Origin of the sequence: Methylocystis sp. IM3 (assembly GCF_038070105.1) — a bacterium.
Lineage (GTDB): Bacteria > Pseudomonadota > Alphaproteobacteria > Rhizobiales > Beijerinckiaceae > Methylocystis.
Genome location: NZ_JBBPBZ010000002.1, coordinates 1016119 through 1028949 on the forward strand (window position 1 = coordinate 1016119; position 12831 = coordinate 1028949).

At 62.5% G+C, this 12831-nt stretch carries 14 protein-coding genes; 6 read left to right on the top strand and 8 right to left on the bottom strand.

The window, feature by feature from the left end; translation table 11 throughout:
* Nucleotides 1-92: 92 nt before the first annotated feature.
* Nucleotides 93-593 (bottom strand): SOS response-associated peptidase, encoded by a 501-nt coding sequence (locus tag WOC76_RS06690; RefSeq protein ID WP_341108125.1) that lies wholly within the window; start codon nt 591-593, stop codon nt 93-95.
* Nucleotides 594-652: 59 nt separating this feature from the next.
* Between WOC76_RS06690 and WOC76_RS06695 the strand changes: the two genes are divergently transcribed.
* The 5 genes from WOC76_RS06695 to WOC76_RS06715 all read left to right on the top strand — a co-directional run bounded on the left by WOC76_RS06695 (nt 653) and on the right by WOC76_RS06715 (nt 4539).
* Nucleotides 653-1243 (top strand): SOS response-associated peptidase, encoded by a 591-nt coding sequence (locus tag WOC76_RS06695; protein WP_341108123.1) that lies wholly within the window; start codon nt 653-655, stop codon nt 1241-1243.
* A 44-nt stretch (nt 1244-1287) separates the two neighbouring features.
* Entirely contained in the window at nt 1288-1902 is a 615-nt protein-coding gene (locus WOC76_RS06700) for a hypothetical protein (protein WP_341108121.1), read from the top strand.
* Nucleotides 1903-2028: 126 nt separating this feature from the next.
* The gene (locus WOC76_RS06705; protein ID WP_341108120.1) at nt 2029-2682 is read left to right on the top strand and encodes a hypothetical protein; all 654 of its coding nucleotides are present in this window, start codon (nt 2029-2031) and stop codon (nt 2680-2682) included.
* Nucleotides 2679-3458 (top strand): hypothetical protein, encoded by a 780-nt coding sequence (locus tag WOC76_RS06710; protein WP_341108119.1) that lies wholly within the window; start codon nt 2679-2681, stop codon nt 3456-3458. Before WOC76_RS06705 ends, WOC76_RS06710 begins: the two co-directional genes overlap by 4 nt.
* Before the next feature lie 7 nt (nt 3459-3465).
* Nucleotides 3466-4539 carry a hypothetical protein gene (locus WOC76_RS06715; protein WP_341108118.1) on the top strand — a complete coding sequence of 358 codons (1074 nt, stop codon included), beginning with the start codon at nt 3466-3468 and terminating at the stop codon, nt 4537-4539.
* A gap of 50 nt (nt 4540-4589) precedes the next feature.
* Here the strand turns inward: WOC76_RS06715 and WOC76_RS06720 are convergent, their stop codons facing one another.
* From WOC76_RS06720 to WOC76_RS06735, 4 genes are all read right to left on the bottom strand, one after another.
* Complete coding sequence (locus tag WOC76_RS06720) at nt 4590-5957, bottom strand: hypothetical protein (protein WP_341108116.1); 1368 nt, start codon at nt 5955-5957, stop codon at nt 4590-4592.
* A 182-nt stretch (nt 5958-6139) separates the two neighbouring features.
* Nucleotides 6140-6598 (bottom strand): Mov34/MPN/PAD-1 family protein, encoded by a 459-nt coding sequence (locus WOC76_RS06725; RefSeq protein WP_341108115.1) that lies wholly within the window; start codon nt 6596-6598, stop codon nt 6140-6142.
* Entirely contained in the window at nt 6573-8297 is a 1725-nt protein-coding gene (locus WOC76_RS06730; RefSeq protein ID WP_341108114.1) for a ThiF family adenylyltransferase, read from the bottom strand. Before WOC76_RS06730 ends, WOC76_RS06725 begins: the two co-directional genes overlap by 26 nt.
* On the bottom strand, nt 8294-9511 hold the full coding sequence (locus WOC76_RS06735) for a nucleotidyltransferase domain-containing protein (protein WP_341431339.1): 1218 nt from the start codon (nt 9509-9511) through the stop codon (nt 8294-8296). Before WOC76_RS06735 ends, WOC76_RS06730 begins: the two co-directional genes overlap by 4 nt.
* A 110-nt stretch (nt 9512-9621) precedes the next feature.
* On the opposite strand from WOC76_RS06735, the gene WOC76_RS06740 reads away from it, so the two are divergent.
* Nucleotides 9622-10755 carry an SAVED domain-containing protein gene (locus WOC76_RS06740; RefSeq protein ID WP_341387749.1) on the top strand — a complete coding sequence of 378 codons (1134 nt, stop codon included), beginning with the start codon at nt 9622-9624 and terminating at the stop codon, nt 10753-10755.
* A 684-nt stretch (nt 10756-11439) separates the two neighbouring features.
* On the opposite strand, the gene WOC76_RS06745 is transcribed toward WOC76_RS06740, so the two are convergent.
* The 3 genes from WOC76_RS06745 to WOC76_RS06755 all read right to left on the bottom strand — a co-directional run bounded on the left by WOC76_RS06745 (nt 11440) and on the right by WOC76_RS06755 (nt 12824).
* Complete coding sequence (locus WOC76_RS06745; RefSeq protein WP_341108108.1) at nt 11440-11889, bottom strand: hypothetical protein; 450 nt, start codon at nt 11887-11889, stop codon at nt 11440-11442.
* A gap of 7 nt (nt 11890-11896) precedes the next feature.
* On the bottom strand, nt 11897-12496 hold the full coding sequence (locus tag WOC76_RS06750) for a hypothetical protein (protein WP_341387751.1): 600 nt from the start codon (nt 12494-12496) through the stop codon (nt 11897-11899).
* Between the two features lie 70 nt (nt 12497-12566).
* A complete protein-coding gene (locus WOC76_RS06755) occupies nt 12567-12824 on the bottom strand; it encodes a DUF4238 domain-containing protein (protein ID WP_341387753.1) in 258 nt (85 codons plus the stop codon).
* Nucleotides 12825-12831 lie beyond the last annotated feature (7 nt).

Genomic DNA, 12831 nt, shown 5'->3' on the forward strand with positions numbered 1-12831 from the left:
CGCAGAAGGGGGCGGCCGAGACGTAAGACTCGGCCGCAGGGGAAGGCTTTCCCCCTTAAAATCGCAAATCCGCATAAGCGGCTTTCAGGATTTCAGAAGGCGAGCGACGCCTGCGCCTCACGCAGCCACGACACACGGAAGCTGCCCGCCGGCAAGGGACGCAGCAGATCGTCTTCCGGGCGGGTCAGGTCGAGCCAGGCCATGCGCTGGTCCCGGCGCAGCACGGCCATCTGCCGGTCGTGATAGGGTTCGACGTCGTCGTTGGCCGTGGTCGTCAGGATCGCGTAGGCCTCGGGCCAGTCGAGCGTCGCCGGCCGCCAGATGCCGGCGAAATAGAACCAGTCGCCGTTGGCAAGAGAGAAGCTGTAATGCTTTCCGTGGCTGCGATGGCGGAATTCGGAAGCCGGTACAAGGCAGCGATAGGCTGGGAAGGTGCGGCCCTCGGCGCGCACCACGGTGAATCGCCGGCCGCCGCGCTCGCGGGGCTGAAGGCCCCACGGCAGTTCCACCATCTCAACATCGCCGCCGTCACGCCTTATGATGACACGGCGTTCGTCGAGCGATGCGTCGGAATCGAAAGCCTTCGCGCTCATGACATGCGAACATAACAAGAACACGGTCGCAAGGCAATGGCGATCGAGACGAAGGACCGATGTGCAATGATTATCGACTGAAGGTGGATGTGGCCTCGATCATGGAGGACTTCGCCGGCCTGAAGATCAAGGTCCGCTTCGGCGAAGGCACCCCGAACATCGAGGCGCGGGACGACATCAAGATCACGGATGTCGCGCCGATCATCCGCACGGTCGATGGCGTGCGCGGCGAAGGCGACCTGGTGCAGCGGCGATGGAGCTGGCCGGGCCAGAACAAGCGCCCGGTCTACAATTTCAGGTCGGAGGGCCGCGAGTTCACGTTGAACCGCTGCCTCATCGTTGCCGACGGCTTCTACGAGTTCACCGATCCCACCGAGAAGGGAAAGAAGCGCAAGGAAAAGTGGCTCTTCACCAAGCGCGACGAGCCGATCTTCTGCATCGCCGGCATCTGGCGCGAGGCGAAGGATGTCGGCGAGGCTTTCACCATGCTGACGATGGAGCCCGGGCCCGACATCGCGCCGTATCATGACCGGCAGATCGTCATCCTCGAACGCGACGCCTGGGCGGATTGGCTCGATCCCTCCGTGCCGGCGCAGTCGTTGATCCGGCCGCTCGCGGCTGGCGCTTTGCAGGTCGAACAGGTCGGCTAGAGCACATGTCGTCCTGATGGATGACCTCGAACACGGGTAAATGCATGGCCGACCTTGACCCTGCGGATCGACTGAAGCGCTTAGAGCAGCTCGAGGATGAACTGATCCAAAAGGGTGCGGGCATCCTCGGCACCGGGGCCGACCTGTCGCACGCCGACTTCTTCATCTTTGGCGCGATGCGCCGGACGCTGGCGCAGGCGCGCGGTTTCCGCGACCTGATCAATGCGCGCAATTTCCTCTGCGCGGCTGCCATTCTGCGTTTGCAGCTCGACACGGCGATGCGGGTCAATGCGCTGTCGATCCTCGATGACGCGGACGCGGCGTGCAAGGCTGTCCTCGACGGCGAGCAGTTCAACCGGCTCAAGGACCGGGAAGGGAACAAGCTTTCGGACGCGCATATTCGCAAGAAGTTCGCGGAAACACATCCCTGGATCAGCCCGGTGTACGAGCGCACATCGGACTTCGTGCATCTATCGGGCAAGCATTTCGAGGTGTCGATCGCCCGCACCGACTATGAAACGCGCATGGCTTATTTCCAGATCAGCGGTCATGATCCCCATCGACCTGACGAGACCTACTTCGAGGCGGTCGACACTTTCTTTGAAGCGACTAAACTGGCGGGGATGTTGCTTCTCGCCTTCTGGATGGCGCGCCATTAGCGGGAAACCGTGATGGCCCAATGCCGAAGGACGGCGCCTGAATCGCGGGGGCGGCAATGTCTTGGCATTCACATCACGCATAGGCACGAGGGGCTGGTTGCCGTCCCCGCGCCACAAGGGGGGGCATTGCAGACAAGCGATCAGTTGCCTCGCATCTTCCAGGCCAATCTCGCGCGGCTGTTCGAGCGGGTGATTCAGCCCGCGATGGCGGCGCTGCCGGTCCATGCGTCGCTCGAATGCGGCGAAGCGGCGACGATGGAACAATTTCTCGATCGCGCGGCTGCGCAGGTCGACAACTACACTGCCAACGAGGCGGCCAAGGTGTTCACGCTGACCCTCGCCGCGGTCTTCGAGCGGCAACTGAGCATCTGGGCGCGCGCCGTCTATCGCGATGAAGCGATCGACCTGCCGAAGCTGCGCGGCTTCCAGGACTTCCTGATGCTCTGCGCCAGGCGCGCTGGCATCGACATCGAGCGGGGTGCTCTGGGAGCCGATCTGACCGAGATGTTCATGGTCGCCAACGTCGTTCGCCACGGCGAAGGGGCGTCGTGCGAGAAGCTGAAGACGACCGCGCCCGCGCTTTGGGACGCCGCCGCCAACGACTTTCACGATCTCCTGGCGGGGCCGCGCATCCCGAGCGAGCACCTCAGAATCCGGATGCGCGACCTGGTTCGCTACATCCGGGCGACCACGCGGTTCTGGGGATTGGCCGATCCGCTGCCGATGGCGGTGACCGATCCACCCTATCAAGTCGAGGCAAGGGGCGGGGACATCGCATGACGGACGCGGAGGAATTTGACGATGAACGGGACGATCAGCCCCGCTACCGTGACGTCGCCGAGATCGGAACGAGTGAGCTCTATGAAGCCCTTATGGGGCTGGCCGGCTTTGCCGAGAACCCTTATCTCGCGATGCAGGCGAGCCAGCTTTGCCTCGTCGACAATTCGCTGAATGCGCTCGAGGAGGAGGTCATGCGCCATCAGTTCGACGATGAGCCTCCGCGTGGGAAGATCGCGTTGTTGGGTGCGCTCTCGCCGATGTGGATCTATGCCGCCTACGAGCTGCAGCGGACCTGGCGTCAGCGCTGCGAGGAGGTCATCAAGCTTGCTGAGAATTCGGGCATCGGGCTCAAGGCCGCCCATCTGGAGCGAGAGCTGGGGTATCGCCACTATGATCGCGAGCTGCGCGCCCAGCAATTGCGCGACGCCCAGGAGCGGCCGGAACTTGTCGAGCAGATGCACCTCGACCTGCGGCGCACGGAGATGGGCTTCACCACGCTCGAATTCATCCGGGTGGCGCTCGCCAAGCACGAGGTGAGCAAGAAGGGAAACAAGAAGCCGATCGCCTTCGCGCCGGGTCTCGCGCGTCCCAACCGCTGGTGTGGCTCGATGGAATATGAGCTGAGCAATGGTGGCGCGATCATCAGCTACGTCACGCGCCGCGACATCGCCGAGACCATCCGGTTCATCCCCGAGGCGGAGAATCCGAGCGACGAGGATCTCGCCGGCTTCCGAGCGTACATGAACCCGCCCGATGTCGAGGTGCTGGGCGGCTGATGGGATCATGAGCGACCAGCCGCCAAGACCGCCGAAGACCAAGGCCTTCGACCTGCTCGCGTCGTTGGCCACGTTTGCGCGCGAACAGGGCATTGCGCTGAACGATCCGTCGCTGGTGGAGCGCTTCATTGCGGACGCGGGACCCAAGCTGAAGGAGGCGTTGGCCGACCCGGCGCTGATCCACGGCTCGCGAACCGAGCGCCTGTTCGAGGCGACGGTTCTGAGCCTCGGGCGTTTTCGTTTGCTGAAGAGCGAGGACGCCGGCCGCGTCCATGCCGCCGGCACCTTCCGCGCTCCGGACTTCCGGGTGGTCCTCGACGACGTCGAGCAGTGGCTGGTCGAGGTCAAGAATGTCCGAATCAAGGAGCCGTTCAAGCAGGAGACGCGGATGTCCGCGGCCTATCTCGCCTCGCTCCAGGCCTATGCGGATATGGTCGGCACGCCGCTGAAGCTGGCGATTTTCTGGTCGCGCTGGAACATCTGGACGGTGATTTCGCCGGATCGCTTTCGCACTCGGAATGGAGGTCTTCGGGTGACGATGAAGGACGCCCTTCTGGCCAACGAGTCCGAGCGGCTCGGCGAGGTGATCATCATGACCAAGCCGCCGCTGCGGCTCGTGCTTGGAGCGGCGACTGATATGCCGCGGTCGCTGAGCCCGGAGGGCTTGGCCAACTTCATCATCGGATCGGCGAAACTCTTCAGCGGTGACGTCGAGCTGATCGATCCCAGAGACCGCAAGCTCGCAGAGGTGTTGCTTTTCTACGGCGAGTGGTCCACCGAAGGTCCGCTTGCCGTCACCGACGGCGGCGAGTTTGCGGGTGTCGAGTTCGTCGCGACGCCTGAGGAGCCCTCCGATCAGGGCTGGGATGGCATTGGCTGGGCGAGTCGCATTTTCAGCCGGTACTATGCCGCGCAGACCATCGATGGCGACCAGGTGATCCAGCTCCATGGCAACGCGGCGCCGGAATGGTTCGCGCCGCTCTCGGATTGGGATTTCAAGAACAGCAAGCTGCCGCTTCTGCTGGGGCGGATTCAGACGCCGGACGACAAGACGCGCAGCGAGCCTGAGCTGTCTGTCTGAGGCTGAATTTTATGCGCGCCTTGTTGTGCGCGGCCTGTGTTGACGCCGGCTCACTCGTCAGCCGGCCGCTCCGGCGGCGACAGCACCCATCCGTCGGACTGGAGGAAGGTGAGAACGTCCTCATATTTGTCGGTGCGGCGCATGCGCTGAATGTGCTGATAGAAGCGATTCCGCGCGTCATGCGTCGGCCGGTCGGCGAGCGTCGCGTTGCGGAGCACGCTGAGCAAGAGGGTGTCGGTCTCTGCCGCATCCCAGTTCTGCCCGTTGTCGATGACGGCATCGAGCAGCTGGTCGAGCTGCTGGCTGCCGAGACGGCCGGCGTAGGGCGTGATGAGGTCGCTGAAATTCGCCTCGGATCCTCGAAAACTGCCGGAGCCCTGATATTCTTCGACTGCGCGCGGCCAAAGGTCGGCGAGCGGTTGAGAGGCGATCGCGGCCGCTAGGTGCTCGCGGCTGAGGCCGGCAATGAGGGGCAACACCGCAGCGCGGAATTGCGGGACGGTCGCGCCCGCCAGGATTCGATAGTCGGTGAGCGCCGCGGGGTCAGCATTGTCGATCGTCGCCTGCAGCGCGGTGCGCGTCGGTTCCTGAAGCTCGGGCCAGAAATCCGGAAAAGCGGCGATGAAAGCGATTGCGCGCGGTCGGTTCGCCGGCTCGAGATTGTCGATCAGCCTGATGATTGCCTGAGCGACGTCCGGCCAGGCGGGAGCGGCGCGGTCGCGCACCGCGACCAGCGAGGGGATGATCTTGCGATGGAGCGGTTCCCATTGCGGGGGCACGCCCTTGAGCAGGGATTTCGCGAGCACCGTACCGAAGTTGCGGACGTTCTGGGCGCGGACGCGCGCGAGGTAGCGTTGCTCGACATAGTCGAGGATGCGTTCATAAGCCGTCGGAAAGCCTGTCGACTGCACGTCGACGTCGTAGAGGTCGAAGATCGCCTTGCCCTGCAGGGGTTCCTGCGACAGCACGAGATCGACCGCATTGACGAGGTGGAGTCGCACGAGCTCCGGCGATGGTTCGAAGAGATCGGCCTCGGCCGAGAAGGCCGGGTGGGCGCAGAGGTGCCGATCTTCGCGCAGGCGCTCCAGATGCGTTCGGGCGATGCGATTGACGACCTGGGTATTGGCCGTCGCGTCTTCGAGGATGCCTCCTTCAAGCTGAAGCAGCTTGGCGATATCGCCTGAGACGGTCGCATTGTCCCACGACTGAAGAAAAGCCGTCGCGGCCGCATCGCCCATGGCGCTCAGCTCGCGGTACTTGGCGATCAGATCATAGACGAGGGCGACCCATGCGGAGGTAAGTGCGCCACGCAACGCGCCCGCCTTGTAGGCTTTCACGGCGTCCAGAAAGTACAGCTTCGACTGCGGATGCCGAATTCGGGTGAGCAGTATGTCGAGGTCTACAAATCCAGTGTCCACGGTTCTCTATCCAGACGGGGCAATGTGTCGAGGCAATATTACCTTACCTCATATGCTACCGAAAATCCCGCGTCCTCATCTTGGAGGTTCGAACATGTGGGCGCGACTATGAGCGGCGAAGGCGTTGTGGCGTTCGGCGACGCATGTAGCGCTCTGCTGCAGATACGGCCGTAAACCTCAGATCAGGTTGTGAGCACGACCTCCTCAGGCGCGGCATGTCGGGCGAACATGTAGGCAGCGGCTTCGACGCGGAAAAAGTACCGCAATCTGACGATCATGAGAGCGGAGAAATCGATGTCGCGCTCGCCATGGACCAGGCTCTGCATCGACATGATGTCCTCTTGGCTCGGCCGGACCAGAAAGCTGGGATGCGAATGCCATTCGCCGAGGTAGTTGTAGCGTTTGAAATCAGATCCGGTCTTCTGGAAGAAGCTTTCGAGCGCTTCCGCATGATGTTCAGGGCTGCGCACGAAATGAGCGGCCGTCCCGGTCTTGTCGTCGACCGAGAAGTCGATGATCCGAAAATGGTCCGGCGCGACTTGCTCGCCCATGAGAATGCCGCCGATTTCACGCCGGCCGGCACGTCTCAGGCAGTTGCGAAGTCGCGCCCTCTGGCTACTTGGAAGATTGATCGTTACCATCGACTGCCGTCGGCAAGAGTTCGCGCAGCAGGGCAAGGCTCTCTGCGACAGAGGCGGGGTCCTGTTCAACCTTCCAGGGTTCGGAGCCGGCCAGTTCGATCGGCCAGGTTTCGAACGGCTGGGAGAAAATCCAGGCCCGACGTAGGCCGATTGCATAGGCTGGCATGGGAAAAGCGCTGTCCTCTGGACGCATGAGCACGTCGGTCGCCAGGCGTGCCAAGTGTCCTGCAATGACGGAAACTTCCGCATCGTCAGCGACAAGCGGCCCGCCGCTCTCGGCTGGTGCCGCGTATGGTGCCGAGAGACCGGCGAGCGGGGCGGGCACGCCGTGCGCATTGCACCAGGCGTTGATCTGGTTGCGGGCCGTCTGAGGTTCAGGCTCATGGCCTGACCGAACGCGCGCCACCAGGCCGCCGATGCCCCCGGCGAACACCTCGCCCCAGACGAACGGCTTCAGGCTTTCCTTCGCAACCGCGGCACAGAAATTGAAGCAATGCGCGTCCGCGGTGGCGTCGATGATGACGTCGCAGGCCCGCAACACAGACATCACCGAGTCTGTCGAATGGGCACTTTCCTGGCCGCCCAGCGCGACACGTCGCACTGTGACATCGATTGTTCCTGCAATCTCTATGAGGCGGGCGCGGACAGCGTCGACCTTGTGAACACCCGCCGCCGCAGCGCCAAGCTCGTTCCGCACCAGGTTCTCCGCGAACATGACGTCGTCATCAACGAGCGTAAACTTGCGCACACCTGCGCGCCCAAGCATCGCGGCGACCTTGGAGCCAAGCGAGCCGCACCCGACAATGCCAACGCTTTTGCCGAGAAGAACGGCATAGTCATCCGGGAGCCGGCTGCCGGCCGTGACCTTCAGAATCCGCGATCGACCGAAGTAGCGTTTCTGGCTGCCGTCATAGGCATAGAAATGCGCGATCTCGGTCTCGGAGACCAGCACCAGGTCCATCTCGCCGGTGGCGGCAAGCGCCTGCTCGCGGAGGGGCGCGAGGCCGAGATTACTGAGCAGATTTGCGATGCTCTCTTGCGCTGCCGCTGGCATGGCGGTTCCCTGTGGCAGTCGAATGGCATGGCCTCGTTTTGTCGTCTCGCGAATGCCGGTAGGCCATGCGCGCGCATCGGCGACGCCATCGATCTCGGCGATCGTCACGGTGAAGGTTTCAGCGTGATATTTCTCAGCAATGCCGATCTCGATGAACTGACCGGGTTCGAGCGCCTTCAGGCGCTCCTCGATCGGCAGCGTCAGCAGAAACCGGAAGTATGAGCCGCGGACGCTTTGGCCGAGGGAAACAGCGTGCGCCGACGGCAGTTCGGGACCATCGGCATCGCGCTCACCGGCGATCAGACGACGCGCGCTTTCGATCATCATCGCCCCGGTGATCGTCGTCTCCCAGTTGTCGGCGCGATATTCGAGGCAAAGATTTCCACCGGCGCCGTACTGATGACTCGAGAGGCGGCTGCCGTCTCGGGGCACGACGATGGGCGGGGCATTGGGGTGGAATTCCGCATAGGTCATCGTGAGCGGAATGCTATCCCCGTCGTGTTCGATCTCGAAGTCGACGGCGAATGCGGCGCCGTCCGAGAGATACCAGCGCACGCCTCTCAGCCAGCTTACGCGCTCTGCGAGATCAACGACGCTCTGGCGCTCGGATCGCGCTCGTGCCGGGTTCTCAAGCCACCAAATCATTCCGCGCCGCCGAACCCCTGAGGCTTGGTCGGAACACGGCTTTTGTCCGGAAAGGAGAGACCGGCGCTCACCGGCGCCACCGACGCGGTTTTCAGCAGCGGGGATCGTGCTGGCGGCTGGCGCCGGCGTGCCGCGCGACCGGCGAGCGACCCGCCGACGCCGCGTCCAACCGTCTCGGTGATCACGGTCCTGTCGCTCGAACGCGCTGCCTCGGCAAACTCGGTCCTCGCCTTCTGCAGCCATTCGGCAAAGGCGGCAGCCCGCTCAGGGTGCTCGGCCCATTTGTCGGCGAAGTTTTCGAGCGGGTCGGTGGGGTTCGGGATCCAGTACCGGTTGTCGTGCCACAGGATATGTTTGTCCATTCCCGCGAGGATGACCGCGAGCGCTTCGCCGATCGTCTCTTCGCCGCTATAGGCGTGCGCCGCGAGCGTGGTGATGATCACCGAGATCGGTCGGTCTTCCTTGCGACTCTCGAAGGTATGATCCCGGTGGCGCTTCAGGATCATAACAGCGGCCTGAAGAGGCGTGCGTACTTTGTAGTCCGGAATATCTTCGACGCTTGCCTTCACGCTCTCAGCGAGCATGCGCTTCCGACGTTCGAGAGCGGCCGCCATCCGGCTCTTGAACCACTCACAATACCCCTTCGGGTTCGAGCGCGGCCAGTCGTCTGTAACGGCGGTGTAGGTCGGCCCCTCGTTGTCGGTGATGGCGATGGCGGTTGTGGTCCAGCGAGCGTCGAGGCCGCGGGATTCCAGGAGGATGCGGGCGCTTTGGCCATTCGGAACCGCGGGCACCACATCCATGTGAAACTGGGCACCGTCGGCATAGTCCAGAACCCAGCAGCGACGACCTTCGCGAAGAGGCTTATTCATGCTCTGCGCCCTGCGATAGGCTTCGATCTCCGCGCCGAGCAGGGTCTTGAGCTGCTGCTGCGTCAGCGAGGTCTTGCCCAGCTTCTGAAGCTCGCAAACCGAATCGACGTCGTACTCCTCGGCGTCGTTCGAAGGCCGGATGGTCGTGCCGAGGCGAAAAGACCCCTGCACATAGACCTTCGGGCCGTACCGCCTGACGCTCGATGCGTCACGGTGCAGCCAATCTCCCAACGACTTGTAGCTCCGCTCGGCCTGCTCATACCGGCTGGGCGGCACGCTCAGTTCTTCGGCAAGATCATCGAGAAATTCCTCGCTCTCGCGGGTACGCGTCTGCTTGTCCACCATCGGCCTCCCAGATGAAGCCCAGGCGCCGCATGTGGATTGTCGAACTGCGCGGTTGAGCTTTGAAGATAAAACGTGAACATTATACTGAACTCGATCGGAACTTCACCATGGCAAAAACACAAATCCCAAACAAAATTCAGGTCGCCCTCTGGGCGAAGGCCGCCGGGCGCTGCGAGTACCGTGGCTGCAATGAGGATCTCATCGGCGACCTCATCGCAGGTCGCGAGGATGGCAAGTTCGGCTTTATTGCCCATATCGTCGCCGACAGCGCCGACGGCCCACGCGGCGATGTGATTCGGTCGCCGTTGCTCGCAAAGGACCTGAGCAATCTTATGCTGCTTTGTGCGAAGCACCATAAGGGCGTGGACGTCGATTATCTCGCGGATCATCCCGAGGATGTCCTTCTTGAGATGAAGGCGGAGCACGAGGACCGCATCGCCATCGTCACGGGCATGGCGCAGGAACGGGCTGCTCACGTGCTCCGGTTCGCTGCAGACATCGGACAGAGGGACGCCCTCGTTTCGACGCGGTCAATTTTCATGGCGATGCCGCCGGACAGGCATCCTGCAGAGGGGCGAACGATCGATATCGAGTTGGTCGGATGCGACTATTCCGATCATGAAGCGAATTACTGGACCGTCCAGCAGGACAACCTGCGGCGCGTTTTCGCCCGCAAGGTGAAAGAGCGAATTGAGCAGAAGGAGATAAGACAGCTCAGCGTCTTCGCTTTAGCGCCGCAGCCGCTGCTCATCGAGCTCGGGCATCTATTGGGTGATGTCGTCCCGGTCACGGTTCATCAGCGATACCGCGAGCCGGCGACGTGGCGTTGGCAAGCTGAACAGCCCGCGATCACGTTTCAAGTCGGAGACTATTCTGGTCCGCGAGATGTGCCTATTGCGCTCAAGCTGGCGCTCAGCGCAACGATCACGGACGATCGGATCCGGGCGGTGCTGGGAGGCAATGTCGCAATCTGGTCTCTCATCGCCGAAAATCCGCACAACGATATCATGCGGCGACCCGAAGACCTGGTCGAGTTCAAGCGTCACCTTCGGCGGCTGTTCGATCGGATCAAGGCTGTCCATGGTGAGAAAGCGACGATCAACGTTTTTCCGGCGGTGCCGAACTCGGCGGCGGTCGAAGTGGGACGAGTGCTGATGCCGAAGGCTGATCTGCCGCTGCATATCTATGATCAGAATCGTTCTGTCGGAGGCTTCATTCCGACGTTGACCATCGCCGGGTAGGCGGCCGCACTGGTGCGAGTCATCGAAAATTCCGCGCCTTCACCTTGGCGGGCTCGGGCCGCAAGCTCGTTGTTGACCTCCGGGGCGGGTTCAGCATCATGTTCTCTATTTGTTCCAGCTTTCGAGCTAAAGAGTCAAGGCGGAAGAATCGAGCCCGGACGGCACGGGACGGGGATCGAGGGCGCAATGCCGCTTTACGCGGGCAGGCGTGGGGTTCGCCGAGGCTAGCCCCGGCGGCCGCCGCAACGGACGGCCGCGGGCTGAGCTTTCCGGCACGCGAACACTAGTCATCCTCGCCGGTCAGCTCCTTCCACCGCCCTATGCTGACATCGACAAATCCAGCCGGATAGCCCTGCGCCATACGGATAAAGTTGGGCTCGCCGTTGCTGTGGACGGCCAGAATGGCTTCGGGCGGCAACGGTTGCGACGCGTAGAGGTCGAATGCGTGCTTGTCCGGGATGCAGCCGCGCGATCATCCAAAGGTCGCGACGACGGCGTTCCCGGCGGAATAGCGGTGGTTCGTGGCAGCCACCGGTATGGCAAGCTCGATGACGCGGGCCGAACCGATTGTCGCCAGTTAGGCGAGAAGACCCGGATCTCGCATCCACATGGACGCGAACTCGCCGCCCCAATGCGACATCAGTGGCTCAACGCCGGAGTCGTGGATCGCGAGCGGATGAGAGATCATCCAGAACTTGTGCGACCGCGACGCAAGCTGGTCGCTGTGAAAGGGGCTGGCATCCTAGAGCACGTAGGGCGTCCCGCGAGAGAGGCTGCCGTTGCGACGAGAGCATCGAGACGGGCGCGCAACGTCTCCGGTGTGGAGAGGTGAATGCCCTGGCGACGCAGGATGGCGATTTCGGCATCCGTCATGCGCGTGTAGTGGAAGGCGCGAATGACGGGGGCCCGCATCTGTTCGCCGACCATTTCCTGAAAGTCGTAGAAGCGTGTGGCGTAAGCGTTATCGGGCCGGGCGAGCGGATGATCGGGGCCGCTATAGTGATCATACGCGAGGAAGATTTCACGGTCCGTCTTCATATAGGCTTGGATCAGATCGGCGTTTTTCTCCAAGACCGCGGTGAGATCTTTGTCGAATGTTTCGACGTTCCAGACGTCGATCGGACGCTGTGTCATCGGCGGATCATTGTTGATTAGGGCCGGGAAGCGGGTTGCGTCCGACCTGTGGGCTAAGTCGGTTCAGTACGCTTGGATCGCCGACGATCCAGCGACGCGAGCGCGCGGCGCTCTCGAGATTGAGGTTCTCGACGTCATGGTCGGCCGCCACGATCGAAGAGATGCCCGGCTTTGGGTGATCGGAAGGGGTGGGATACAGCGCCGCGCTGCGAGAGAGGGGAACGGCGAGGCTCTGCATATGCCCCTTGTTGTAGAGCACCCCAGTGTCGCCCAGGACGAAGTGCCCTGAGCGGTCCGTTTTCAGGGTCCAGTCGAAGTTCAGCAGCTTCGTACGAACGATGTCGCGACCATCGGAGCTGCGCACGGCATCGGTGAACGGAAGCTCCGGAAGGCCTTCTGTGGCATCGAGTGCCGTGATGATCTGCTCCAGCGCATCCTCGGCGCCCTGCAGGCCCAGCGAGTAGATATGTTTGAATTCGTCCTCAGTGACGGTGGTGCCGGGAAAGCGGGTCTCCCAGCGCTGACGGAAGGTATCGAAATCGGGGGCGTCAAATGCCTCCAGAAGACTTAGCGTCAGCTCTTGAGCTCTGGGATTGTAGGACGTCATGACATCCGGATCGCGCAGGACCTGGGCGGCGAGGAACGAAGCGAATTCTTCCCTGGCGGACTGGCTATGGTCACCGTTCAGGACACGGTCGAATGTCGCGCTGCCCCGGGGAGTCGATCTTGTTGAGATCGACGGTTTCCAGCGTCGTGTCGTCGGCTCCAGACGGCTGCACCGTGTAGAGATTGAAGATCTGCATCAGTTGCTTGGACGAACGCTCGCTGGTTCGACCGGTCTGATGATCATAGGCCCAGAGCTTGCCGTCGGCGCCCGCGAACCTGCGTATCCAGAATTGCGGCACGAAGTGATGTTTGCGCGGCTTGTCGGTCACGGTCGTT